Annotated in this window: 21 protein-coding genes; 15 read left to right on the top strand and 6 right to left on the bottom strand. The window is 73.0% G+C overall.

Annotated features, from left to right (window positions below; translation table 11 throughout):
* Positions 1–16: 16 nt before the first annotated feature.
* Positions 17–670 carry a hypothetical protein gene (locus OV079_RS20895; protein ID WP_267770619.1) on the bottom strand — a complete coding sequence of 218 codons (654 nt, stop codon included), beginning with the start codon at positions 668–670 and terminating at the stop codon, positions 17–19.
* Positions 671–822: 152 nt separating this feature from the next.
* Here OV079_RS20895 and OV079_RS20890 point away from each other — a divergent pair, with 152 nt between their 5' ends.
* Positions 823–1,377, top strand: coding sequence for a hypothetical protein (locus OV079_RS20890; RefSeq protein WP_267770618.1), 555 nt, complete (start codon positions 823–825; stop codon positions 1,375–1,377).
* A gap of 88 nt (positions 1,378–1,465) precedes the next feature.
* On the opposite strand, the gene OV079_RS20885 is transcribed toward OV079_RS20890, so the two are convergent.
* Together OV079_RS20885 and OV079_RS20880 are read right to left on the bottom strand one after the other, a co-directional pair.
* Positions 1,466–2,929, bottom strand: coding sequence for a hypothetical protein (locus OV079_RS20885; RefSeq protein WP_267770617.1), 1,464 nt, complete (start codon positions 2,927–2,929; stop codon positions 1,466–1,468).
* Positions 2,930–3,086: 157 nt separating this feature from the next.
* Positions 3,087–3,659 (bottom strand): hypothetical protein, encoded by a 573-nt coding sequence (locus tag OV079_RS20880; RefSeq protein WP_267770616.1) that lies wholly within the window; start codon positions 3,657–3,659, stop codon positions 3,087–3,089.
* Between the two features lie 456 nt (positions 3,660–4,115).
* Between OV079_RS20880 and OV079_RS20875 the strand changes: the two genes are divergently transcribed.
* The 6 genes from OV079_RS20875 to OV079_RS20850 all read left to right on the top strand — a co-directional run bounded on the left by OV079_RS20875 (position 4,116) and on the right by OV079_RS20850 (position 11,478).
* Entirely contained in the window at positions 4,116–4,892 is a 777-nt protein-coding gene (locus tag OV079_RS20875) for a PQQ-binding-like beta-propeller repeat protein (protein ID WP_267770615.1), read from the top strand.
* A 2-nt stretch (positions 4,893–4,894) separates the two neighbouring features.
* Positions 4,895–5,515 (top strand): hypothetical protein, encoded by a 621-nt coding sequence (locus tag OV079_RS20870; protein ID WP_267770614.1) that lies wholly within the window; start codon positions 4,895–4,897, stop codon positions 5,513–5,515.
* A 47-nt stretch (positions 5,516–5,562) separates the two neighbouring features.
* Positions 5,563–7,071: a TIM44-like domain-containing protein gene (locus OV079_RS20865; RefSeq protein WP_267770613.1), complete on the top strand. Its 1,509-nt coding sequence runs from the start codon at positions 5,563–5,565 to the stop codon at positions 7,069–7,071.
* 6 nt (positions 7,072–7,077) lie between these two features.
* Positions 7,078–7,704, top strand: coding sequence for a DUF502 domain-containing protein (locus OV079_RS20860; RefSeq protein WP_267770612.1), 627 nt, complete (start codon positions 7,078–7,080; stop codon positions 7,702–7,704).
* Between the two features lie 321 nt (positions 7,705–8,025).
* Positions 8,026–10,602, top strand: a complete 2,577-nt coding sequence (locus OV079_RS20855; RefSeq protein WP_267770611.1) for an FG-GAP repeat domain-containing protein — start codon at positions 8,026–8,028, stop codon at positions 10,600–10,602.
* Between the two features lie 144 nt (positions 10,603–10,746).
* Complete coding sequence (locus tag OV079_RS20850) at positions 10,747–11,478, top strand: class I SAM-dependent methyltransferase (protein WP_267770610.1); 732 nt, start codon at positions 10,747–10,749, stop codon at positions 11,476–11,478.
* A gap of 189 nt (positions 11,479–11,667) precedes the next feature.
* Here OV079_RS20850 and OV079_RS20845 read toward each other — a convergent pair whose 3' ends face one another.
* The gene (locus OV079_RS20845) at positions 11,668–12,633 is read right to left on the bottom strand and encodes a hypothetical protein (RefSeq protein WP_267770609.1); all 966 of its coding nucleotides are present in this window, start codon (positions 12,631–12,633) and stop codon (positions 11,668–11,670) included.
* A 453-nt stretch (positions 12,634–13,086) separates the two neighbouring features.
* Positions 13,087–13,560: a hypothetical protein gene (locus tag OV079_RS20840; protein ID WP_267770608.1), complete on the bottom strand. Its 474-nt coding sequence runs from the start codon at positions 13,558–13,560 to the stop codon at positions 13,087–13,089.
* Between the two features lie 265 nt (positions 13,561–13,825).
* Here OV079_RS20840 and OV079_RS20835 point away from each other — a divergent pair, with 265 nt between their 5' ends.
* The 5 genes from OV079_RS20835 to OV079_RS20815 all read left to right on the top strand — a co-directional run bounded on the left by OV079_RS20835 (position 13,826) and on the right by OV079_RS20815 (position 20,500).
* Positions 13,826–14,752 (top strand): pyridoxal-phosphate dependent enzyme, encoded by a 927-nt coding sequence (locus OV079_RS20835; RefSeq protein WP_267770606.1) that lies wholly within the window; start codon positions 13,826–13,828, stop codon positions 14,750–14,752.
* Between the two features lie 12 nt (positions 14,753–14,764).
* A complete protein-coding gene (locus OV079_RS20830; protein WP_267770605.1) occupies positions 14,765–15,031 on the top strand; it encodes a hypothetical protein in 267 nt (88 codons plus the stop codon).
* Complete coding sequence (locus OV079_RS20825; RefSeq protein WP_267770603.1) at positions 15,028–16,269, top strand: Mur ligase family protein; 1,242 nt, start codon at positions 15,028–15,030, stop codon at positions 16,267–16,269. The genes OV079_RS20830 and OV079_RS20825 overlap by 4 nt, the downstream gene beginning before the upstream one ends.
* Positions 16,256–17,560: an NlpC/P60 family protein gene (locus OV079_RS20820; RefSeq protein ID WP_267770602.1), complete on the top strand. Its 1,305-nt coding sequence runs from the start codon at positions 16,256–16,258 to the stop codon at positions 17,558–17,560. Before OV079_RS20825 ends, OV079_RS20820 begins: the two co-directional genes overlap by 14 nt.
* A 357-nt stretch (positions 17,561–17,917) precedes the next feature.
* The gene (locus OV079_RS20815; protein ID WP_267770601.1) at positions 17,918–20,500 is read left to right on the top strand and encodes a serine/threonine protein kinase; all 2,583 of its coding nucleotides are present in this window, start codon (positions 17,918–17,920) and stop codon (positions 20,498–20,500) included.
* Between the two features lie 189 nt (positions 20,501–20,689).
* On the opposite strand, the gene OV079_RS20810 is transcribed toward OV079_RS20815, so the two are convergent.
* Positions 20,690–20,818 carry a hypothetical protein gene (locus OV079_RS20810; protein ID WP_267770600.1) on the bottom strand — a complete coding sequence of 43 codons (129 nt, stop codon included), beginning with the start codon at positions 20,816–20,818 and terminating at the stop codon, positions 20,690–20,692.
* 119 nt (positions 20,819–20,937) lie between these two features.
* Here OV079_RS20810 and OV079_RS20805 point away from each other — a divergent pair, with 119 nt between their 5' ends.
* The 3 genes from OV079_RS20805 (at position 20,938) to OV079_RS20795 (ending at position 24,123) form a co-directional block, all read left to right on the top strand.
* Entirely contained in the window at positions 20,938–22,062 is a 1,125-nt protein-coding gene (locus OV079_RS20805) for a M20/M25/M40 family metallo-hydrolase (RefSeq protein ID WP_267770599.1), read from the top strand.
* Positions 22,063–22,269: 207 nt separating this feature from the next.
* Complete coding sequence (locus OV079_RS20800; protein WP_267770598.1) at positions 22,270–23,343, top strand: sensor histidine kinase; 1,074 nt, start codon at positions 22,270–22,272, stop codon at positions 23,341–23,343.
* A gap of 15 nt (positions 23,344–23,358) precedes the next feature.
* Positions 23,359–24,123, top strand: a complete 765-nt coding sequence (locus OV079_RS20795) for a LytR/AlgR family response regulator transcription factor (RefSeq protein ID WP_267778608.1) — start codon at positions 23,359–23,361, stop codon at positions 24,121–24,123.
* Positions 24,124–24,283: the final 160 nt, after the last annotated feature.

The raw sequence follows: 24,283 nt of genomic DNA, 5'->3' as shown, positions 1-24,283 counted from the left end.
GAACCAAGGGGAAGCTCTACAGCGCGCCGCAGCGGGGGCCGTGGCCCGCCATCTGACGGCAGCGGAGGACGGCGACCTCGCGGCCGGCGGCGTCGCCTTGCTCGCCGCGCAGGCGGGCGAGGGCGGCCCAGGCGTCGGGGCCCGGCAGGAGGTCGGCCTCGGCGAGGCGGCCGAGGATGGCCAGGGCCTCGCCGCGGAGGTCGGGGCTGCGCGCGAGGGCCTCGCCCAGCTCGCCGTCGGCCGAGGGCACGAGGTCGGCGGAGCAGCGGGCCGGCTCGAGGGCGCAGTCGGGGTGCGCGGCGATGGCGTCGTCGCGGACCTGCCGCAACGCGGTGATGGCCCACGAGATCGCGGGCTGCTCGTCCAGCAGGTCGCCGCGGCCGCGCTCTTCGACGCGGACGACGCCGCCGCTGCGCACGATGGCGAGGGCGAGGACCCGCCGGGCCCGGCGCTCCAGCGTCTCGTCGCCGTGCCGCGCGTGCTCCGTCCTGGCCAGCTCGGCGCGGGCGAGGCTCGCGGCGCGCCGGTACTGGCCGGCGTCGAGGGCCGCCTCGGCCTTGTGGACCCGCCGATAGAGGCTTGCCCTCACGCTGTTGCCACACGCGTCCGCGACGGCGGGGACGGTCAAGGTCGAGCAAGCGAGGGCGAGGGCGAGGACGAGTCGAGGCATGGCGACGCCGAGGTGCGCGTGGCTACGCGCGGGGGACGGGGGCCGATCTGGCTACGCGCGAGCGAGCGACGATCTTCCTTCTCATGTTCCAGCGATCCGCGTGAAACTCAAGGCCGTCGGCCGGGCGTTGCCCGGATCGACCTGGAGGATCGATGTCGCTCTCGCGCCCCTGCATTTTGGTCTGCGGAAGTTGGTTGTTGCCGTGGTTGTTCGCCTGCGCGGCGCCGGAGGCCGCGCCGCAGCCGGAGACGAAGCCCGCCCCGCCGGCCGCGCCCGCGCCCGAGGTGGTGCCGCCGACCCTCGCCGCGGGGCCCGAGACGCCGCTCGCGCCCGCAGCCGCGCCGCCGGTCGCCGCCGCCGACGGGAAGATCGACGTCGCCGCCTGTGACGCCTACGCCGAGCGCTACCGGACCTGTATCGCCGACAAGGTGCCGGGCCGCGACCGCGACGCGCACTCGCGGGCGCTGCAGGCCCAGCTGGCGACCTGGCTGGCGGCCAAGGCCGACCCCAAGCTGGCGCCGGCGCTCGACGGCGAGTGCGTGGCCGCGGCCGCGGCGGCGCGGGCGACCACGCGGGTGTTCGGCTGCGTGTGGCGCGACGACGACACGCCCGAGCCCGAGTCGCCCAGGCCCGGCAAGCTCAAGCCCGGGGCGATCGAGTCGGCCCGCAGCGTCGCGCCGGAGCTCGGCGCGCTCGATGCCTTCTAGACCCGAAGGACAGGCCCTCGAGGACATGTCTGAAGGCGCATGTCCCCGGGAGCAGGTTTGAAAGGACCTGTCCCCGGGGACCGGCGGCTCAGATCGCGTCCTTGAGGGCGATGGCGATGCCGACCACGGCGAGGCACATCTCGTCGAGGGTCTCCTCGCCGAGCCGGACGTCCTTCGGGGCGCCCAGGCCCTGCTCGGCCAGCGCCTGGACGACGAACGGGTTCGACATGCTGTTGTTGTAGGTGCAGCGCAGGTACAGCGCGTCGCCGGCGTCGAACCGCGGGACGGCGTCGAGCGCGGCGTCGTAGCTGTAGGTGCGCTGCCAGTTGAAGTCCCAGCCGGGGGTCTGCAGCAGGCACTCGTTGGCCGGCTCGCCGTCGTCGGGGCTGGAGCGCTGCAGGCCGATCAGCATGTCGGTGCCGACGTAGTGCATGTGCGTGCCGACGGCGAACACGCGCAGCGGCGGGACGTCGTTGAGCTTGAACAGCATCTGCTCGACGTGGTTAGACGCGCCGGCGGGGATGATGAACTCGGGGTAGCCGTTGTCGTCGTGCTCGCTCGGGAGCAGCTGCGGGCCCTCGCTGTTGCCGATCAGCGCCAGCATGCCGACGTACTCGGGGATGGTCGGGTGGATCCGCAGGTCGAGCGAGGTGGCGCTGTCGAGCTCGGGCTTGCCCGTCGGGTGGTAGTGGACCTGCATGACGATCCGCGAGCCGGCGACGACCCGCGAGGCGACCTTCGGCGGCATCTCGAACGGGGTCATGCCCGGGGCCCAGGCGGCGATCAGGTTGGCGGTGTTGATGCCGGGGCCGCCGAAGCAGGGGTAGTAGCCGTCCTCGTTGACCTTGTCGGCCGAGGCGCCGCTCTCGTCGACGTAGGCGAGCACGTGGTGCACGACCTGCGGGTTGCCGGCGCTGATCTGGACGGCGTCGATCCAGGTGTCGTCCTCGAAGCCGGGGTCGACGCTGAAGCAGAGGAACATGTCCTTGTCGCCGTCGATCGAGACGGGGGTGGGGATCTGGACGCGCACGTCGGCGTCGGTCAGCTCGACCTCGGGCGGCTCGGGCAGCGGCGCGGCGGTGGCCGGGTCGCCCTCCGGGGCGCCTTGATCGACCCACGCGCGCAGCAGCTCTAACTCGTCGTCGCCGAGCCGCGGGTCGTCTTGCCAGCCGAACCGCGGCTGACAGTCGGCGGTCTCGTCGGCCAGAAACGGCGGCATGGTGCCGCGCTCGACGGCGTCGAGGGCCGCGGTGGCGAACGGCTTCGCGGTCTCGTAGCTCGCCAGCGAGAACGGGGCGATGCCGGCGTCGCTGTGGCAGCCGCTGCACTTCTGCACGAAGATCGGGGCGATGTCCTGATGCCACGTGACGGGCTCGGCCTCGGCCGCGTCGGTGGTGGTCGGCGCGTCGCTGCCGGTCGTGCCGGCGGTGCCGGCCGTGGTGGCGTCGGTGCTCGCGTCCGCGGTCTCGCCGGCGCTGGCGAGGCCCGGGCCCGGATCGCCGCAGCCGCTCGTGGTCACGCACGCCAGCAGGACCGCCGCGGGTCCCCACATCTTCGAATCATGCATCGGTCGTTGACCTCTCACGGACCTGGGCCCGCGAGATCGAGGGGTACTTCAGCGGCGACGAATTGTCACGGAACGAAAGGTCACGGGGCCGCTGCTCGTGGACCGTTCGCTGCGGCGCCTCCGGGCGCTCCGCCAGGGCGTTTCAGGGGTCCTCGACCTCGACCTGGATGCTGGCGAGGGTCCACGTGTTCTGCCCGTGGTTGTGCAGGTGGAACACCACCGGCTCACCGGCCGCGAGCGCGAAGTCGGCGACGAGGTCGACCTCGTAGACCATGGCCTTGCCCGGGATTTCGACCTCGCGCTCGAGCAGCACGTGGTCGCCCGCCATGATCACGGCGTGCGCGGTCGCGGGCTCGGCGGCGACGAGGTCGAAGTGGTAGAGGTTGAGCGAGATCTGCGCGCCGGGCACGATCTCGCGGAGCGACGGCTGCGTGAACGCGCCGTAGTTGCAACCACCCGTGTTGACCTCGAAGCCGGTGACCTCGACCAGCCAGCCGACGCCGAGCGGGCACTCGACGCTGGCCGGTCGGTGGTCGCGCAGCGGGTCGGCGTCGGCCCCGAGCTGCACCCACGCCTGCGGCTTGACGAGGTCGACCATGGTGCCGTCGATCTCGGCGACCGAACCGGTGCTGTCGGTGCCGCCACTGTTGGGGCTGCCGGCGTCGCCGCACCCGGCCGCCAGCGCGCACGCGAAAAAGAGCCGACGAGAGGTCACGCGGGGACGATAGGGGGTCGCGGCGGGACTGTCACGCGGGAGGTTGCGCTACAGTGCGGCCGGTGCGACGCCCGGCTCGCCTCTGGAGCGCCTCCGCGCTCGTGATCGTCCTCGCGGCCTGTCGCCGCGGCGATTCGTCGCAGGCGCCGGCCGGAGTGACAGCGGTCCATCCGGCGGGCCCCGGCGGGGGTGCTCCGGGCGGCGCTGCGACCGGTCCTTCGGGACAGGTGGTGACGACCGGCGGCGAGGCCCTGCCCCCGGCGCTGGCGCTGCGGCGCGCGCAGGGGGTCGCGGCGATGGACGGGGGCGCCACGACCTGGCCCGTCAGGCCTTCGCCGAGGTGCTCGACGAGGCGCCGGGCAACCTGGCGACGCAGGCGCTGTACGACGCGGCGACCGAGGCGCTGCTGGCCGCGCAGTCGCGGGCGGGCGAACAATCGCGGGCCGCGCGGCGACGGTGCTGCCGGCCCCGCCGTGGGCCTACACGCTGAAGCGACCGGCGCCGATCGAGCCCGGGCCGCCGCCGACGCTGACGCTGGTGTCGGAGCGCGCCAACGGGATCGGCGACGACGGCGAGTGGCTGGCCCGCAACGGCCTGGCGCTGCCCGAGTACGAGGTGCCGAACCCGATGCGCGGCGAGCCGGGGACGCTGCCGCCGTCGATCCCGCCGACCTTCGGCAAGTACCTGCTGGTCCAGGCGATCCGCGAGGACGGCTTCAACATCCTGTTCTATGGGGCAGATTACTCGGGCGGCCGGTTCGTCGCGGTCCAGCGCGAGGACACCGCGGAGATCGTGGCGCTGTTCGACTTCGAGGCCTACGCCCACCCGCCCGGGACGCCGGCCGGCGAGCGGGCGTTCACGGCCCAGCGCGCGACCTGGGCCGCGCTGGTCGGCTCGGTGCTGCTGGTCGGCCACGCCCACCACGCCGACGCCAGGGGCGGCAACGCGTTCATCACCGCGCTCGACCTCGGCAGCGGCGAACTGCTGTGGCGCAGCGCGCCGCTGGTCGCCAACGCGGCCGACTTCGTGGTCCACCGCGGCCACGTCCTCAGCGGCTACGGCGCCGGCGCCGAGCCCGGGCACCTGTACGTGCTCGACGCGGTGACCGGCAAGACCGTGAGCAAGACGCGCGTGAAGAGCGGGCCGGACTACCTGTTCCTGCGGACAGGTCAATTGCTGGTCCGCTGCTACGACACCGACTACGTGTTCGAGCTGCGCCACGGAGGAGGCTGACGATGGCCGGGTTCTTCGCCGACGACGGGAAGGGCGCGCTGCGCCGGGCGATCGAGGCGTTCGAGGCGGGCACGGCCGCCGAGCTGGTGATCGCGGTGCGGCCGGCGTCCGACCGCTACGCCCACGTGCCGGCGCTGGTCGGCGGGCTGGCCGCGGCGCTGACGCTGGCGTTCCTGCTGTACGGCGAGCCGGAGTTCGGGCTGCACTGGTTCCTCGTCGACCCGCTGCTGGTCGGGCTGGCGGCGGGCTGGCTGGTCCGTCACAGCCACGCGCTCGCGCGCGGGCTGACGCCCCGGGCCTGGCGCGACGAGGCGGTGCTGCGCGCGGCCAAGGCCGGCTTCCTCGACCACGGGGTGATGGAGACGCGGGCGCGCACCGGGGTGTTCCTGTACCTGTCGCTGACCGAGCGGGCCGCGGTGGTCCTGGCCGACGTCGGGGTCCGCCGCGAGGTCCCGCGCGCGCCGTGGGACCAGGCCGTCGCCGGCCTCCAGGCCGCGGTGGCGGCGGGCGCCCGCGCGACCGAGCTGGCGCCGCACCTGCGAGCCCTGGGGGCGCTGTGCGCCGACGCGCTGCCGCGCGGCGAGGACGACGTCAACGAGCTGCCCGACGAGGTGCTGGCATGAAGGACATGTCTGAACGAGCCTGCTCCCAGGAGCATGGTGCGAAGGGCATGTCTCCGCGGACATGGTCGAAGGTGCTGGCGATCGCGGCGGCGGCGGTGCTGCTGGCGCTGGCGGCCGAGGCGGCGGCGCGGCCGGGCGGCGGCCACGGCTACTCGGGCGGCGGCAGCCAGGGCGGCGGCGGCAGCTTCAGCGGCGGAGGCGGCGGGGGCGGCGACGGCGGGGCGATCGTCTACTTGCTGGTGCGCCTGCTGTTCGAGGTGCCGCAGATCGGGGTGCCGCTGCTGATCGTCGTCGGCGTGGTCGTCTGGTACCACTACCGAAACGACCACCAGCGCCAGGCCGAGGAGACGTGGGACAGCGCGCCGACGGCCGCGGCGCACGCGGTCCGCCACGGCGACCTCGGATCGATCCGTCGGCTCGACCCCGACTTCTCGGCGGTGCTGTTCACCGACTTCGTCTACGCGCTGTACGCCCGCGCCCAGGGGGCCCGCGGCGACGCCAGAGCGATGGAGGCGCTGGCGCCGTACGTCGAGCCCGGCGCCCGCGAGGCGTTGATGAAGCGCGAGCCGGCCGGCGTGCCGATCCGCGGGGTCGTGATCGGGTCGATGCAGGTCGAGCGGGTCCAGCTGCCGGCGGGGCCCGACGGCATGATCGAGGTCGAGGTCGCGTTCGAGGCCAACTACAGCGCGGCGCTGCCGGGCGGCGAGCGCGGCTTCTACGTGCGCGAGGCGTGGCGGCTGCAGCGGCGCGCCGACGCCAGGAGCCGCACGCCCGAGACGGTGACCGCGCTCGGCTGCCCCAACTGCGGGGCCCCGTTCGAGCGCAGCGACAGCGGCGCGTGCCGCTACTGCGGCCAGCAAGTCGAGGGCGGGCGGTTCGACTGGACCGTCCACCACGTGCGCGTGCGCAGCCTCGAGTCGCGCCCGCCGCCGCTGACGCACCACGCCGAGGAGGTCGGCACCGACGACCGCACGCTGTTCATGCCGGGCATCCAGCAGGCCCACGCGGCGCTGATCGCCGAGGACCCGACGGTCGCCCCCGAGCGCATCGACCAGCGCGTGCGCACGATCCACGCCGAGCTGAACGCCGGCTGGACCGCGCTCGACCTCCGCCGCGTGCGCCCCTACGTGTCCGACTCGCTGTTCAACTACCTGCAGTACTGGATCGACGCCTACCGCGCCCAGGGGCTGCGCAACGTGCTCTCCGGCACGCAGGTGCTGCGCATGGTGATCGTCAAGCTCGAGCGCGACCGCTGGTACGACGCGCTGACCGTGCGGGTGTGGGCCCGCGGGATCGACTACACCGCGCGCACCAGCGGCGAGCACGTGTCGGGCAGCACCAAGCACCCGCGCACGTACAGCGAGTACTGGACGCTGATCCGCGGGTCCAAGGTCCGCGGCGCGCCCGCCAGCGACGTGAACTGCCCGAACTGCGGCGGCCCGCTCGACCGCGTGAACATGGCCGGCGCCTGCGAGTACTGCGGCGCTCACCTGACCCGCGGCGAGTTCGACTGGGTGCTCAGCAAGATCGAGCAGGACGAGGCCTACGCCGGATAATCAGAGATGCTCGAGCACGCCAAGAACTTCGCCCGCAACACCTTCCTCGCCGGGGTCTTCGCCGCGATCCCGCTGGTCGTCACCGTGTTCGTGCTGTGGTACGTCGACCACCTCACGCGCGAACCTCTGAAGGAGTTGGTCGGGATCGACGTGCCGTTCGCGGGGGTGGGGCTGGCCCTGGTCGGGATCTTCGCGCTGGGCCTCGTCGTGCGCAGCCTGATCGGCCGCTACGTGCTGGCGGCGATCGATCGCCTGCTGCTGAAGGTGCCGGTGCTCGCCGAGCTGTACAAGGCGTGGAAGCAGATCTCGCTGACGCCCGGCGGCAGCAGCGGCATCTACTCCAAGGTCGTGCTGGTGCGGCTCGACGGCGACGCCTGGCACCTCGCGTTCACCAGCGGCGAGCCCATCGGCGCCGGCACCGACGCCGTCTGCGTGTTCGTGCCGACCACGCCGAACCCGATGGTCGGCCGGGTGCTGTTCGTCCCGCTGTCGCGCTGCCGACCGACCTCTCTGGCCGTCGAAGAGGTCTTCAAGTTCTTGCTGTCGGGCGGCAACTACGTCCCGGAAGAGGTCGCTGCCGCCGCCCGCGACGGCGCGGCGGCGAGGCCTCCGCCGCTCGTCTCCGAGGCATAGGTCGTCGCTGGATCCACCTGTCGCCGCGGTCATCGACGCATCTGCAGATCTGCGTCTGGAGGCCTTTATCGGGCAGATCTCGGGCGAATGCGACGTCTGCACGATCGCCGCCGCGGCTGCGCGCCGTGTCACGACGTCGTGAAGACGGTGAATAAAAGTCACGCGGCGGCGAAACCCGCGCGTGGGCTCGAACCCGCGGAGGGCATGATCCAAATGTCGTGATCGGCCAACCGTCCGGGCGGCCCGCCGAGGGCCCGCGGCCGCGAAAAATGCCGATTTGTTGCGTGGTCCGAGGCCGCTCAGTATGGCTAAACTGTCGATATGAACACGAACTTAGCGCGTTATTGGGCACTCTCCGGACTTGCGCTGCTCAGCCCCGCGCTGGCCGGATGCGGTGACGCCACCAACGTGGCGACGGGCACGGACACGGATGCCACGTCGACCGGCGACACGACCACCGGACCGACGACGTCGACCACCGCGCCGTCGACGGACACGATGCCGACGAGCACCTCCGAGGTCACCGACTCGGGGATGAGCGCGACCGGCACGACGACCACGTCGACCACGGTCGAGCCGACGTCGACCACGAGCACGACGACGGACACGACCACCGACGCGACGTCGTCCTCGACGACGGAGCCGGTGGGAGAGACCACCAACGACATGTGCATGACGATCCTCTGCGGCGAGCCGGCTCAGTGCTGCGCCGCCGGCGAGGAGTGCGTCGACGGGGCCTGCCTCCCCGAGTGCCCGAGCGGCATCCGCTGCGGCGAGGACAAGTCGATCTGCTGCGACGCCGGCGCGGTGTGCCTCGGCGACGTGTGCGAGCAGCCCGCGGGCGACTGCCAGGACTCGTACGACTGCGAGCCCGGCTTCTACTGCGAGCCGCTGTTCAGCCAGTGCCTGCCGCAGCCCGACCCGCTCGACTGCGAGGTCGTGCCGACGTTCGACGACATCGATGTCCAGCTCGAGTGGGCGTGGACGGCCAACGAGGTCATCACGCTGCCGGTGATCGCCGACGTCGACGGCGACGGCGTGCCCGACGTGGTGGTCAACACGACCCGCGCCGACAACATGCCGGGCAGCTACCCGCTCGGCGAGATCGTGCTGCTCGACGGCGCGACCGGGCAGGAGAAGTGGCGCATCAGCCACAACCCGGCGATGATGCAGTTCGGCTCGCACGGCCGCGCCTCGATCGCGGTCGCCGACGTGAGCGGCGACGGCCTGCCCGACATCATCTACGCCGGCCGCGAGGAGGGCGCGAACCACCTCTCGCCGATCCACGCGGTCGACGGGATGGGCGCGCTGCTGTGGACGGCCCGCACCTCGAACAACGCGGTGGCGAAGGTCCGCATCGAGAACGGCTCGGCCACGGTCGTCAACCTCGACACCGACCCCGAGGCCGAGATCGCGTTCGGCGGCACCATCCTCGACGACGACGGCCTGATGGTGTGGAACCAGCCGTGGGGCCCCAACAACCAGCCGTGGGGCGCGATGTACGGCACGCCCATGAACGGCAACACGCCGATCTACTCCGGCGGCGTGGCGACCTTCGCCGACCTCGACGGCGACAACAAGCCCGAGCTGGTGACCGGCCGCGAGGCGTGGAAGATCGAGTGGGTCCCCGGCAACCCGCCGTCGGTGACGATGACCCAGTTCTGGTCGAACAAGAACAACCCGGTCGCGAGCCACAACAACGACGGCTGGCCGTCGGTCGCCGACCTCGACGGCGACGGCAAGCCCGAGGTGGTGCTGGTCGCGTGGCCGGCCATCCGCGTGATCAACGGCCAGACCGGTCAGCTCTGGTGCGGCGTCGACCCGACCGACGCGATGTGCCAGCAGAACGCGGCCCTGCGCACGCAGCCGATCCCGATCAAGGGCACCAACCTCGGCGGCCCGGCCACCATCGCCGACTTCGACGGCGACGGCCGGCCCGAGGCGGGCATCGCCGGCGGCGTGGCCTACGCGGTCTACGACTTCAACCGCTCCGGCGAGACCGTGGTCAAGCTGGCCAATGACCCGGCGCCCGCGGCCGGGGCGATGTACGCCCGCTGGACCGCGACCACCCAGGACAACTCGTCGGCCGCCACGGGCTCGTCGGTGTTCGACTTCCAGGGCGACGGCAAGGCCGAGGTCGCGTACCAGGACGAGTGCTTCGCCCGCGTCTACGACGGCGCGACCGGTGCGGTGCAGCTGCAGATCATGAACTCGAGCGCGACGATCCACGAGTACCCGCTCGTGGCCGACATCGACGGCGACGGCAACTCCGAGTTCGTGGTGGTCGCCAACTTCGCCGAGGCGAAGAACGTCACCGACTGCCAGGCCAAGACGCCCGGCTTCACCGCGCGCAAGGGCGTGTTCGTGTACGGCGCCGGCGGTGACAACTGGGTCCCGACCCGCAAGGTCTGGACGCAGCACACCTACCACGTGACCGACGCCGACTCGGCCGGCAACCCGCCGATGTCCGAGGAGGCCAACTGGACGGTCGGGGGCCTCAACAACTTCCGCCAGAACGTGCAGGGCGAGGGCGTGTTCAACGCCGTCGACCTGACGATCTCGGTGGCGGCCGACCTGAACGAGTGCTCCGAGGATCTCGTGCTGGTGGCGACCATCTACAACGAGGGCACGCTCGGCGTCGGCCCCAACGTCGACGTCTCGTTCTACGAGGGCACCGACAACACGGGCGTGAAGCTCGGCACCAAGCCGACCACGGTGCCGCTGCTCCCCGGCGCGTCGACGCAGGTGGAGTGGACCGTGCCCGGCCCGACGAAGAACGACAAGAAGAACTTCTTCGTCGAGATCGATCCGGGCATCAACAACGGCCAGGTCCAGGAGTGCAAGGAAGACAACAACGGCGCGCTCGTGACCGAGGCGTTCTGCCCCGAGGCAGGCTGATCGTCACGACGTGAGCGCCCGTGCGGGCCGGTCGGCGCAGCGCCGGTCGGCCCGTCGTCGTTTCGGTGACGTCTCGGTGGCAGATTCGCCAAGCGCGCGGTGCGCGCTTTACAAGCGCAGGGCGGGTTGCTACGTAGATTCGCCTTGGATCGCAGCGCCTACGACAAGCTGTTCGAGCTCGAGAAGCGCCACTTCTGGCGGATCGGCCGTCGCCACGTGATCCTCGACGTGCTGGAGCGCTGGGCGCCGAAGGGGCCGCTGCGGATCCTCGACGTCGGCGGGGCGTGCTCGCTCATCTCGCAGGAGATGACGCGCTTCGGCGAGGTGACGGTGGTCGAGCCCGACCTGCCGACGGCCGAGTTCGCGGCGCGCGAGCTCGGCCTCGACGTGCGTCCGGGCAGCCTGCCCGACGACCTGCCGGTCGAGGGGCTGTTCGACGTGGTGACGCTGTTCGACGTGCTCGAGCACATCGACGACGAGGACCCTGCGATGGCCGCGGTGGCCCGGCTGGTGCGCCCCGGCGGGCTGCTGCTCGTCACGGTGCCGGCCCTGCCGATCCTGTGGAGCGACCACGACGTGTCGGTCCACCACCGCCGCCGCTACACCAAGGCGACGCTGCGGCCGGTGCTGGAGCGCGCCGGCTTCCGCCTGGAGCGGCTGTCGTACCACACCTGCCTGCTGTTCCCGCTGGTGTTCGCCCAGCGCGTGGCGAGCCGCCTGCGCGGCCTCAAGGCCAAGCCCGAGTACGACGTCCGGGTCCCGGCCGCGCCGCTCAACCAGGCGCTGCTGACGGTGATGGAGGCCGAGCGCCGGCTGCTGCGCCGCGTCGACCTGCCGATCGGCTCGTCGCTGGTCGCGGTCGCGTTCCGCGAGTGAAGGCCGCGGGGCATGTCCTCGCGAACATGATGAGAGGGGCATGTCCGTTCGGACATGTTCGAGTGAGCATGTATGAAGGGGCACGCCCCGACCGGCAGCTCGGTTCGAGGCGACAGGGGCGCCGAGTTAAACGCGACGAGCGCGACGAAGGCTCGTCGCGCTCGCGCTGGGCCCGGGCGGGCCGGCCCGTCAGAAGCGGGCGGTGAGGGTCAGCTGACCGCCGCCGAGGCGGCCGCCGGCGTTGAGGTTGGTGTTCTTGGCCACGCGGACGCCGTACTCGTTGAGGACGCGGTTGCGGTACTTGTCGCGGTGGTACTGCACGGTGCCGACGATGCCCATGATGAGGCCGAGGCCCTGCAGCGAGCCCGAGACGGCCAGCGAGAAGTCGTCGGTGGCGTACTTGGCCTGCTCCATCGCCAGGAACGGACCGACGACCGGGATGAACATGTTCTCGGCCAGGTCACGACAGCGGCCGGGCTTGTTCATGCCGGGGCAGCGGTCGTAGAGGTCGGCCGCGTTGCTCGCCGTGATGAGGTACGAGACGCCGAACAGCACCCAGCCGGTGACCATCAGGCCCTTGCGCGGCGGGGGCGGGCGCTTGATCGCCGGCGGCGGAGCGGCGTGCGACGGCCGCGAGACCACGCGGGTGACGATCCGCGGCGGGGGCGGGGGCGGGGCGTAGCGGCTCTGCGGGTAGCGCTGCTGCGGCGGCGCGACGTAGACGGGCGCCTGCGGCGGCGTCGTGCGCGTGTTGGTGGTGACCGTCGGCGTCGCGTTCGAGTTGCTGTTCGAGTTGGTGTTCGTCGAGATGTCGGCGCTGCTGGTCGGCGAGGCGTTGCCCTGCGGCTGGGCCTGGACCTGGATCTGCGGCTGCACGAGCACCTGGATCTGCGGCTGCATCACCGTGCTGCCGGGCGGCACGACGAGCGGCGCGGCACCCGGGGCGGCGAGCGTCTGGCTCTGGCTCTGCGGCCCGGCGACGCCGCCCGGCGGGGTCGCCTGGGTCTGCGCGCCCGGGGCCTGGACTTGCGTGTTCACCGGGGTGGCCGGCGTCTGCCCGGGGATGGGCTGGGCGAGGGACTCGCCGCCGGGGTCTTGCATGCCGAGGAGCGGGACGCTGCGCGCGTAGGGCGACGCGACGGCGGCCGACGGCATCAACAACGACGCGGCGAAAGGGAGTGGCGACGGAGACGAGCAGACGAGACCGCAACATGACGTGGCTACCTCGAACGGGATGGCTTCTAGATTGGCAGATGCTCCACGTGCCGACCAGTCGGAAAAGTCAAATATTCCGACCCCGCGTCGGTCGCCCGGCGCAGATCCCCGACCCCGATCGGACGCGCTCCGGCGCGCCGTGGAATGCGCGAGAGGCGGCCTACCGGCCCGCTTTGCAGCGGGAAACGTCGTTCGAACTCGAGCCTGGGGTCGGGTGTCGACACCGCGAGTTCGGCGCCATGAGCGGGGTGAGTCATTGGCTGCGCATCACCTGCACGCGCCGGTCCGGTCGCAAACGATTGGAATGACACGAGCCGGCGCGGCGCGGACCGAGGCGGACGGACCCGCGGCGCTGCGATTTGCGACGCTCGTCCGTCACAGGTGCGCCGCCGGTCAGGCCACGGTGCCGGGGATCCCCTTCCGCCGCTTCAGCTCGCGGATCCACTGCTCGCAGGCGTCGGCGCAGAAGTCGAGGTAGCGGTCGACGTCCGGACCGAGCGGCCGCTCGTCGAAGAGGACCTTCTCCTCCATCAGGCGGAAGCCCGCAGAGAATGTCATCAGTCGCGTGAGGTCGAGCGCCTCCGTCTCGGTCAGCTCGCCCCGGTGGATGAAGCGCCGCAGCCCCTGCGAGGCCTGCACCGTGAGGTCGTCGACGAAGATCGCGCAGTTGAGCCGGCCGAAGCGCGGGTTCAGGCGGGCGATCGAGAACATGCAGCGGACGAAGAGCGGGTGCGTGCGGCTCTCGTACAGCCGCTTGACGTAGCGCGCCACCAGCCGCGGGATCTGCTCGAGCTCGGCGGCCGCCACGACCTCCGCTCCGCCCGCCGCCATGTCGCCGTAGAAGGTGACGATGATCTGCTCCACCATCTCTTCCTTAGGTCCGGAAGTAGACCGCGGTGACTTGGCGAGCGGCCGTGCAAGGACGAGCGGCGAAAGTTGCCGGGATCACGAATCGTCAGGGGACGATCGCTCGGCAGGACGAGCGGTGGTCGCGAGCGACGTGCGAGCTTGCGAGGGCGGGCGGCCCCGAGGTGCGGCGAGCGGAGTGGCGCTTCGCCACGGTCGTCCCGGCGCTGCGGCCGAGGCTGCTGTCGCTTGCCCGGCGCGGGCGCGCGGGTGTATGGCGGTCGAGATGTCGCTCGCGCATGCCACTCCTCTTCTGCGCTCGGTGCCGCTGGGCGCGGCGCTGGGCGAGCCGGTGCTGCTCAAGATGGAGGCGCTGCAGCCGAGCGGGTCGTTCAAGCTGCGCGGGCTCGGGCGGCTGTGCGCCAGCCGGGTGGCAGGCGGGGCGCGGCGCCTGGTGTGCGCGTCCGGCGGGAACGCGGGCCTGGCGGTGGCGTACGCCGGCCGTCGGCTCGGCGCGGCGGTGCGGGTGGTGGTGCCGGCGACGACGAGCGCGCGCTCGCACGAGCTGCTGCTCGCAGAGGGCGCCGAAGTGGTGGTGCGCGGCGACGACTGGCTCGCGGCCCATCGCGCGGCGCTCGCGGAGCTGCCGGAGGACGCGACCTACATCCATCCCTTCGACGACCCGGAGATCTGGACGGGCCACGCGGACATCGTGGTCGAGGCCGCTGCACAGGGCGAGCGCCCGGGCGCGGTGGTGGTCGCGGTCGGCGGCGCGGGCCTCTTGTGCGGCGTGCTTCAGGGGATGCACGCGGTCGGCTGGACCGACGTGCCGGTGCTGGCGGTCGAGACGGAGGGCGCGGCGTCGTACGCGGCCGCGCTGGCCGCGGGCGCGCCGGTGACGATCCCGGCGATCACCTCCCTGGCGACGACGCTCGGGGCCCGCGCGGTCGCGGCCGAGGCGGTGGCGTGGTCGCGCCGCCACGAGATCATCCCGTGGACGGTCAGCGATCGCGCGGCGGTGCAGGCGTGCCTGCGCTTCGCCGACGATCACCGCGTGCTGGTCGAGCCCGCCTGCGGAGCTGGCCTTTCGGTCATCTACGATCGCGCGCCGCCGATCGTCGGTCGCGGGCCGGTGCTGGTGATCGTGTGCGGTGGGGCGGGGGTCAGCCTCGCGCTCCTGCGCGCGTGGGCCGAACACACCGGGGCCTGCTGACGCCGGCGCGGCTTGACCGCGACGGAGGGCTCGGCGACCGTGCCCGAGGGAAGGGCGGGCGGCATGCAGATCCAGCGGGAGAAGTTCTTGGCTCTGACGGCCTCGCTGGCGGGGTTTCGGCCCGACGCGGGCCGCACGATCGAGGTCGCCGACGCCGCGGCGAGCGAGGGCGCGACGGCGACGACGACCCCCGGCGCGTCGCCCTCGTCGACGGCGAGCGCGAGCACCACGGGCGGCGCGACCCCCGGCAGCCGACCTGTGCGAAGCTCCGGGCCGTGAGCGACCCGAGGCTCGTGCCCGCCGCCGCCCCCTGGGCCGAGGACATGCGCACGTTCGGCGTGACCGGCACCAACGGCAAGACGTCGACGACGACGATGCTGGCGGCGATCGTCCGCGCGGCCGGGCAGCGGGTGTTCGCGGCGACGACCCTCGACTACTCGCTCGACGGCGTGCCGCTGCCGGTCGAGCGCAGCTGGCAGGGCTTCCTCGCCGCGGCCGAACAGTCGCGCGCCGCCGGGGCCCGCCACGCGGCGGTCGAGATCACCAGCCAGTCGCTGGCCCGCGGCTACGCCAAGCGCTGGCGGTTCGACTGGTCGGTGTTCACCAACCTGTCGCCCGACCACTTCAAGAGCCACGGGTCGTGGGAGCACTACCTGGCCAGCAAGGCGCAGCTGTTCGTCCACACCTCGCCGGGCGGGGCGGCGATCCTCAACGCCCGCGACCCGGCGGCGCTGCTGCTCGACCAGGTGACGCCGGCCGACGTCCGCCGGGTGTGGTATGGGTATATGTCCCGAGGACCATGTCTCATGGAACATGACCTCGAGGCCGTGTCCGTACGGACATCCGTCGACGGGACCGCCTTGACGCTGGCGGCCTCGCCGCTGGCCGAGGCGCTCGGCGGGGCGCTGCAGGTGGCGTACGTCGGCGAGGTGTTCGCCGAGAACGCGCTGGCGGCGGCCGCCGCGGCGCTGTCGGCCGGGCTGCCGGCGGCGGCGGTGCGCGCGGGGCTGGCGAGCTGCCCGGTGGTCCCGGGGCGCTTCGAGGTGCTGGGCCGGTCGCCGGTGGCGGTCGTCGACTACGCGCACACGCCCGACGCGCTCGAGCGGACGTGCGCGACGGCGCGGGCGCTGGCGGGCGAGGGGCGGGTGATCGTGGTGTTCGGCGCGGGCGGGGACACCGACGCCGGCAAGCGCGAGCCGATGGGCGAGGCGGTCGGTCGCGCGGCCGACATCGCGGTGCTGACCACCGACAACCCGCGGCGCGAAGAGCCGCGGCAGATCGCGGCGCACCTGCGGGCAGGCCTGACGCGCGGGGGCCGGGCGCGGATCGTCGAGGAGGCCGACCGGCTGCTGGCGATCGGCCTGGCGCTCGAGCTGGCGCAGCCCGGCGACGTGGTGGTGGTCGCCGGCAAGGGCCACGAGTCGGGCCAGACGATCGGCGACGAGACGCTGCCGTTCTCCGACCGCGCGGTGGTCCAGGAGCTGCTCGGGCTGGAGGCCGACGATGGCGCGGCTTGAACCCGCCGCGATGCTCGCGGAGGCCGGGGCCGCACGAGGGACGGGCGCGGTGCTCGACGAGGGCGCGGCGCGGCGGCTGACGGAGCGGCTGGCGCGGGCGCTGGCCGAGCGCCGGCGGACGCTGCAGCGCCGCTTCGGCTGGGCCGGGCCGGCCCTGCGTTGCACGGCGGAGCCGCGGCGGCGGACGCTGGCGATCGCCGGCGAGGCGCTGAGCCCCAGAGCGCTGACGACCGCGATCGCCGAGCTGCAGGCGGCGCTGCCGACCGGATGGACGATCGACGCGGCGGCGACGGAGATCGCGGCGCCGCGCGAGTGGTTCGCGCTGCCGGCCGGGGTGACCCGGCTGTGGCAGGCGCCGCCGGTCGGGGACGTTTCAAACAAAGTGTACTTCGGGACATGTGCATCGGAGCATGTCTGCGAGGACATGCTCCGATGGGCGCACGAGCGGCGGAGCTGCGGGGAGCTGCGGGGGGCGGACGGGCCGGGGCGAGGCGCCGGTGTCGGCCGCGGGCTGACCGCGCGCGGCGGGACGAGGGCGGAGGAGCGCGGGGCCGCGGGCGGCCGGAGTGACGCGTGTCCCGAGGGACATGTCCGATGGAGCCGCGAAGACGGGGCCGTCGGGGACGGTGGGTGTCTTTCAGGGCATGTCCGAGAGGATAGGAGTGTCGGCGCGTCGCGGACCGATGGCGTCGGTGAGTGGCCCGCGGGACATGTCCGTGAGGACAGCGAGCTCTGCACCGAGCTGCTGGCCGGCGACGGGCCGGTGGGGGTGCTGGCCGCGGCGGGCGAGTGGGCGCTGGTGCGGGCGCGCGACGGGACGATCGGCTGGACGCGGGCGCGACTCGGCTCGCCGGTGGCTGCGCCGGTGCCGACGACGGGCCAGGAAGGCGCGGACGCGCTGGCGCGGGCGCTGCGGCGCTTCCGGGGCGCGCCGTATCGGCTCGGCGGGACCACGTCGCTCGGGATCGACTGCTCCGGGTTGGTGCAGCGGGCGGTGCGCTCGGCGCTGGGCGTCGTGCTGCCGCGGCACTCGAGCGACCAGCTCGCGCTGGCGGCGGCGCCGGTGCGGGCGCTCGGCGAGCCCGGCGATCTGCTGTTCCTGTGGGGGGCAGGCGAGTCGCCGTGTCACGTGGGCGTGGTGCTCCGCGGCGCGCGGGCGGAGGACCGCACGCTGCTGCACGCGTCGTCGCGCCGCGGCAGGGTGCTCGAGGAGCCGCTCGAGCATGCGCTGCGGCGGGCGGCGCGGTGGCGGCACGTGGAGCTCGAGCAGGTGCTGGCGCTGCGGCGGTGACGGTGACCGCGCGGGGCGAGACATGCTCGATCGGGCATGTCCGCGAGAACATGCGCAGAAGGACACATGGCCGGACGTTCGAGGTCGCGGCGACGAGCGGTCGGGCGGGCGCGGCGGATCGTCGCGGGCCGGCGTCGCGTGACGCGCCGCGGGGCCTCGTGGACCACGGGGTGCGGCCAATTCGCTCCAGCGAACTCTGCGGCGCAACTGTGTTCAGCGTCGGGTTGGTCGCGCGACGCCGGAGCACGCGTGACAAATGCGGCGGCTACATGTCGCAGTCTGTCACGCCACCACGCCGAAGCGCCTGGCAGAGATGTCACTTGCTGCGCCGGGAGCGTCGGCATAGCGTCCGCGCCGATGACGAGCGACGAGCGCAGTCGGGGCTCGCACGCGCCGAAGTTCCGTCGGCTCGCGGCCGTCGGCCACGGCGGGATGGCCGATATCTACCTCGCGGCGGCGCGCGGGGTCGGCGGGGCGCTCAAGCTGCTGGTGCTCAAGGACCTGCGCCCGGCGCTGGTGCGCGACCCGGAGTACCGGGCGATGTTCCAGCGCGAGGCGAAGATCGCCACGCTGCTGTCGCACCCGAACGTGGTGCAGACCTACGAGGTGGGCAGCGAGGAGGGGCGGCCGTTCATCGCCATGGAGTACCTCGAGGGCCAGCCGCTGCACCGGATCCTCCGCCGCGTGCACCAGCCGCCGCCGCTGCCGCCCGGGCTGCCGCTGGCGATGCACCTGCGGATCCTCGCCGAGCTGCTCGCCGGCCTCCACTACGTCCACGAGCTGTGCGACTACGACGGCCGCCCGCTCGGCCTGGTCCACCGCGACGTGTCGCCGCACAACGTGCTCGTCACCTACGACGGGCAGATCAAGCTGGTCGACTTCGGCATCGCCCGCCTCGAGGGCGACGGCGACACCGAGGTCGGGACGTTCAAGGGCAAGGCCGCCTACTCGTCGCCCGAGCAGGTGTGCGGCGAGCCGATCGATCGCCGCAGCGATCTGTTCGCGGTCGGCGTGATGCTGTGGGAGGCGCTGGCGCGCCAGCGGATGTGGCTCGGGCTCGACGAGCTGACGATCGCGCGGCGGCTCGAGGAGGGCGACATCCCGCCGCTGCCCGCCGAGGCCGCGGCAACGCCGGCCCTGCGCGCGCTGGTGGCGTCGGCGCTGGCGGTCGAGCCCGCGGCGCGCCCGGCCTCGGCCGAGGTGTTCCGCGAGGCGCTCGAGCTGCACCTCGGCAAGAGCGGCCCGTCGCCGCGGGCGATCGGCATCACCCTGGCCGACATCTTCGCCGCCGACCGGGCCAGCATGCGCGGGCTGGTGGAGGCGCAGATCCGCCGGGCGCGGCAGGTCCAGGACGACCTGCCCGTGCTCGACCTGTCCGACCCGGCGAGCCTCGCCGACCCCGGGCCCGGCGACCTCGCGCACCCCGACGAGCCGACCCGCCGCGACGTCCCGCGCGCGGCCGAGGCCCCGGTCGAGGCGACCCCGTCGCGCGAAAGCGGGCCGCACGACGCCACCTGGTCGGCGGTGCATCCGCAGCTGCGCCGGTCGCTGGCGCTGCCGCGCTGGTTGCCGTGGGGGCTGGGGGCGGCGGCGGTGGCTGTCTCTGCGACCATGGTCTTCACGACAGGTCCGGAAGACCATGTCGAGGCGGACATGTCCGCCGAGCCAGCCGTGCTGGAGCCGTGCGCGCGCGCCGACAAGCCGGTGGTCGAGCTGTCGGGGGAGATCGAGCACTCGGCGCGGCTGACGTGCGACAAGGTCTACCGCCTGCGCTTCGCGACGTTCGTGCGCCCGGGGGCGACGCTGACGATCGATCCGGGGACGACGATCGTCGGCGACCGCGACACCCGCGGGACGCTGGTGGTCCAGCCGGGCGCGAAGCTGGTGGCCGAGGGCACGCGCGAGCGGCCGATCGTGTTCACCAGCGAGGCGCGGCCGGGGGCGCGGCGGGCCGGCGACTGGGGCGGCCTTATCATCCTCGGCAAGGCGCCGACCAACCTGCGCGACGCCGAGGGGCGGCCGATGATCGGCCGGGTCGAGGGCATCGCCGACGGCGGCGAGTACGGCGGGGATGACCCGGAGGACAGCTCGGGCGCGCTGCGGTTCGTGCGGGTCGAGTACAGCGGGACCGAGCTCGGGCCCAACAACGAGATCAACGGCGTCACCTTCGCCGGCGTCGGCCGCGGCACGCAGGTCGACCACGTGCAGGTGCGCCACACCGCCGACGACTGCTTCGAGTTCTTCGGCGGCACCGTCGACGCCAGGCACCTGATCTGCCAGGACCCCGGCGACGACGGGTTCGACTGGGACCTCGGCTACACCGGCCGCCTGCAGTTCCTGTTGCTGCGCGACGGCGCCGAGGCGCTCGACACCACCGCGGGGCTCGAGGGCGACAACGACCCCGGCGGCTCGGACAACACGCCGCGCTCGGCGCCGACGATCTTCAACGCCACGCTGTGCGGTCGCGGCCACGGCGCGGAGCACGAGCACTACGGGATGCTGCTGCGCCGCGGCACCGCGGCGACGATCGGCAACGCGGTGGTGGTCGGGTTCGAGGCGCCGCTCGACCTCCGCGACCGCGGCACGGCGGTCGACCTGCGCGGCGGCCTGTGGCTGGCGCGCAACTTCGCCGCGCCGCTGGCCCACGCGGAGGTGGCGGGCGGCGAGCTCGCGCTGGCCGACGACGACTTCGGTCTCGACGAGGCGGCGCTGCTGACCCGGGCCGGCGCGCGCGTGGAGGATCCGGATCTCCCTGGCTGCGCCGACCCGGCCGGCCTGAATCGCTACAAGCCGCGCGCGCCGCTGGCCGCCGGCGCGGCCGCCCCGCCCGCCGACGGGTTCTTCGCCGCCGAGGCCCGCTTCGCCGGGGCGTTCCGTGACGAAAGCGACGACTGGGACGCCGGCTGGGCCGTGTGGGCCGATGCGCCGGAAGATGTCTGATACGACATGGTTTTGGGGCCAGGTTCGGGTCTTGCGGCCCCGCGCCGGGGTAAAGTAGAGGATGCGGGTGCGCCTCGCGTCCTGCCTGCTCCTCGCCGTCGCCGTGTCCGCCTGCCCGGCCCCGAAGTCGGGTGAGTCTGCGCCGCCGGTGGTCCGCGCCGAGTCGATGCCGGTCGGGGGGCCGCCGGGCTACGCGGGCGCCGGGCCGGTGATCGGCGGCGACAAGCCGTCGCTGCCGTCGGCGACGGCGGTCAGCGCGACGACGCCGCGCCTCGACGAGCTGCCGCAGGTGTTCGTCGACGCGGCCGAGCGGCTCACCGCGGCGGCGCAGGGCCGCACGCGCGTGGGAGCTCCTGGCTGTCCTTTCGGACACGTTCGGTCACCGCCTCAGCGGGTCGCGTGCGCTCGAGAGGGCGATCGACTGGTCGATCGAGCAGATGAAGCGCGACGGGCTCGACAGCCCGCGGCGCGAGAAGGTGATGGTGCCGCACTGGGTCCGCGGGGCCGAGCGCGCGCGGGTGGTGGCGCCGATCGAGCGCGACCTGGTGATCCTCGGGCTCGGCGGGACCGTCGGCGGCAAGGTCCGCGGCGAGATCGCGGTGGTCGACTCGCTGGCCGAGATCGCTACCCGCGGGGCCGAGCTGCGCGGCAAGATCGTGGTGATCAATCAGCCGATGCCGCGCTTCGACCACGAGCGGCACGAGACGCACTACGGCGATACGGTGCGGATCCGCGGCGGCGGGGCGTCGGAGGCGGCCAAGATCGGGGCGACCGCGGTGCTGATCCGCTCGGTCACCGCCAACAGCCTGCGGAGCCCGCACACCGGGGCGCTGCGCTACGAGGACGGGGTCAAGAAGATCCCGGCGGCCGCGGTCACGCTCGAGGACGCGGAGCTCCTGGCCCGCCTGGCGCGCCGCGGCAAGACCACGGTCGAGCTGTCGCTCGGGGCCAAGACGCTGCCCGACAGCCCGAGCGCCAACGCGATCGCCGAGCTGCGGGGGCGCGAGCTGCCCGACGAGATCGTGGTGATCGGCGGGCACATCGACTCGTGGGACGTCGGCGACGGCAGCACCGACGACGGCGGCGGCTGCATGATGGCGATCGAGGCGGCGGCGCTGCTCAAGGAGCTGGGGCTGGTGCCGCGGCGGACGATCCGCGTGGTGCTGTTCACCAACGAGGAGAACGGCCTGCGCGGAGGCAAGGCGTACCACGCGGCCCACGGCAAGGAGAAGCACGTGGCGGCGATCGAGGCCGACACCGGGTCGGGGGCGCCGCGTGGGTTCGGCATCAGCGGCACGCCGGAGGAGGTCGCGGCGGTGCAGCGGTTCGCGCCGCTGTTCGAGGGCCTGGGCGCGAGCGTGCTCGAGGCCGGCGGGGGCGGGGCCGACATCTCGCCGCTGACGAAGGACGGGGTGCTGAGCCTCGGGCTCCACCCCGACGCCAGCGCGTACTTCGACCTGCACCACAGCCCGGCCGACACGTTCGACAAGATCGACCCCGACCACCTCGAGCGCAACGCGGCCGCGCTGGCGCTGATGGCCTTCGTGCTGGCGGAGCGCTGAGGGACGCGCCCCTCGTGAGACGTCCGGCCAACTGATTGGGACCCGCGTCTTCGAGCCGCGGTTTCATTTGCATTCGCACCGCTCGCTGCGGCTTCACGTCCCTTGGCTGCAACCACTCGGGCACCTGTCAGGTCGTAATGGCAAGGTCCCGAGGATGGAACTCCGCCCCGAGTCGGCCGCGACGTCGCATGGCCCCCCGCGTGGGTAATGGCCGCGCCGTGGCTGCTGTGCGGCCTCATCTCGACTTCGCAGGTGTATTTCCTATGGCCCGTGCGGGTGCCCGAGCCCTCGTTTCTGCGCGACCTCGCCTGGCAGTACCCTCCCTGGCTCTATCTCGCCGCGGCGGCGCCCCTGGTCGCGCGAATGGCCCGACGCTTCCCGCTCGGACGTGACAGCTGGACGCGTCACCTCGCGCCGCACCTGCTCGCCAACGCGACGCTCGCCTCGGGTTATGCCCTGGTGGTGTGCGTCGCCGGGGTCCTGTTCGGCGACGCCTACTACCAGGAGACGCCGTTCCTGCTCGCCTACGGCAAGCTGCTGGCCAAGGGCGTGCAGCTGCAGCTGTTCGTCTACTGGCTGGTGGTCGGCTTCGTGCACGCGTACGACTACCACCGCAAGGCGCGCGACGCCGAGCTCGCGTTCTGTCGCCTCGAGACCCAGCTGGCGCACGCGCAGCTCGAGGCGCTCAAGATGCAGCTGCACCCGCACTTCCTGTTCAACACGCTGCACGCGATCGGGGTGCTGGTGCGCAAGCAGGACACCCAGGGCTCGCTGCAGATGTTGTCGGGCCTGGCCGACCTGCTGCGGCTCGCGCTCGACAACACCGGGCGACAGATGGTGCCGCTCAAGCAGGAGCTCGACTTCCTCGGGCGCTACCTGGCGATCGAGAAGGTGCGCTTCTGCGACCGCCTCGACGTGCGCATCGACGTCGCGCCCGAGGTGCTGGACGCGCTGGTGCCGAACCTGATCCTGCAGCCGCTGGTGGAGAACGCGATCCGCCACGGCATCGCGCCGCGGGCCGCCGCGGGTCGCGTCGTGGTGACCGCGAGCCGCGAGCGCGGGGCGCTGACGCTGTCGGTCCGCGACGACGGGGTCGGCCTGCCCGAGGCGTTCTGCGTCGAGCGCTGCGGCGGCGTCGGCCTGCGCAACGTGCGGGCCCGCCTCGGACAACTCTTCCCCGCCGACCATCGATTCGAGGTCACGGCAGCGCACGGCGGCGGGGCCGCGGTGTCGCTGCAGATCCCCCTAGCCTTCGAGGAGCCGATGTATGTTGGAGCGTAATACCGCAATGGGACCCTGATCGTCGACGATGAACCCCTGGCCCGCGAGGGCATCCGCCTCCTGCTCAAGCAGGACGTGGACATCGAGGTCATCGGCGAGGTCGGCTCCGGGCGCGAGGCGGCCAGCCGGATCGAGGAGCAGCGCCCCGACCTGGTGTTCCTCGACGTGCAGATGCCGGAGTGTACCGGGTTCCAGGTGCTGGCCTCGCTGCCCCCGGCGAGCGTGCCCGGGGTCGTGTTCGTGACCGCGTACGATCGCTACGCGCTGCAGGCGTTCGAGGTCCACGCGCTCGACTACCTGCTGAAGCCGTTCGACGACGAGCGGTTCTTCGAGGCGCTGCGGCGGGCCAAGGCGCACCTGCAGGTGGCGCAGGTCGAGGACCTGCGGCGCCAGCTGGCGGCGCTGCTGGCCGACGTCGGCGAACCGCGCGCGGCGACGCCCGCGGTGGCGCAGCCGGCCGAGCGCCTGGCGATCAAGGACGGCAGCCGGGTGGTGTTCCTGCGCGCCGACGAGATCGACTGGATCGAGGCGGCCGACTACTACGTGCAGATCCACGCCGGGCCCAAGAGCTACCTGCACCGCGAGACGATGCAGAGCCTCGAGCGCCGGCTCGACCCGTCGCAGTTCGTCCGGATCCACCGCTCCGCGATCGTCAACCGCCGGCGGATCCGCGAGCTCCGCAGCGGCGGTCGCCGCGAGGCGGTGGTGGTGCTCGAGGGCGGCGCGACGCTCAAGGTCGCCCGCAGCCAGCGCGACAAGATCGCGTCGCTGCGCGTGTGAGCGGCTGCGCGTGGAGGCATGTCCGTAGGGCATGCGCGAAGGGGCATGTTTTAAAACATGCCCCTTCGCGCATGTTCGCAGGGGCATGCGGCCGTCGGCTGCGCGGCGAACGGGCGGGGCCGGCGGCTGCGTCGTATCGGCGTTCGCCTGCACCGCGCTG

This window comes from Nannocystis pusilla (assembly GCF_026626665.1).
GTDB lineage: Bacteria > Myxococcota_A > Polyangia > Nannocystales > Nannocystaceae > Nannocystis > Nannocystis pusilla.
Note: the sequence above shows the minus strand (reverse complement) of the source record. Positions and strands in the feature narration are given on the sequence as shown.

Coding starts and splice junctions, on each gene's coding strand:
- OV079_RS20865 (WP_267770613.1), top strand. CDS start 5,563: ATGTCTCCGCGGACATGGTCGAAGGTGCTGGCGATCGCGGCGGCGGCG.
- OV079_RS20885 (WP_267770617.1), bottom strand. CDS start 2,929: ATGTGGGGACCCGCGGCGGTCCTGCTGGCGTGCGTGACCACGAGCGGC.
- OV079_RS20820 (WP_267770602.1), top strand. CDS start 16,256: ATGGCGCGGCTTGAACCCGCCGCGATGCTCGCGGAGGCCGGGGCCGCA.
- OV079_RS20805 (WP_267770599.1), top strand. CDS start 20,938: ATGAAGCGCGACGGGCTCGACAGCCCGCGGCGCGAGAAGGTGATGGTG.
- OV079_RS20815 (WP_267770601.1), top strand. CDS start 17,918: ATGACGAGCGACGAGCGCAGTCGGGGCTCGCACGCGCCGAAGTTCCGT.
- OV079_RS20890 (WP_267770618.1), top strand. CDS start 823: ATGTCGCTCTCGCGCCCCTGCATTTTGGTCTGCGGAAGTTGGTTGTTG.
- OV079_RS20860 (WP_267770612.1), top strand. CDS start 7,078: ATGCTCGAGCACGCCAAGAACTTCGCCCGCAACACCTTCCTCGCCGGG.
- OV079_RS20855 (WP_267770611.1), top strand. CDS start 8,026: ATGAACACGAACTTAGCGCGTTATTGGGCACTCTCCGGACTTGCGCTG.
- OV079_RS20835 (WP_267770606.1), top strand. CDS start 13,826: ATGTCGCTCGCGCATGCCACTCCTCTTCTGCGCTCGGTGCCGCTGGGC.
- OV079_RS20800 (WP_267770598.1), top strand. CDS start 22,270: ATGGCCGCGCCGTGGCTGCTGTGCGGCCTCATCTCGACTTCGCAGGTG.
- OV079_RS20845 (WP_267770609.1), bottom strand. CDS start 12,633: ATGCCGTCGGCCGCCGTCGCGTCGCCCTACGCGCGCAGCGTCCCGCTC.
- OV079_RS20895 (WP_267770619.1), bottom strand. CDS start 670: ATGCCTCGACTCGTCCTCGCCCTCGCCCTCGCTTGCTCGACCTTGACC.
- OV079_RS20870 (WP_267770614.1), top strand. CDS start 4,895: ATGGCCGGGTTCTTCGCCGACGACGGGAAGGGCGCGCTGCGCCGGGCG.
- OV079_RS20840 (WP_267770608.1), bottom strand. CDS start 13,560: ATGGTGGAGCAGATCATCGTCACCTTCTACGGCGACATGGCGGCGGGC.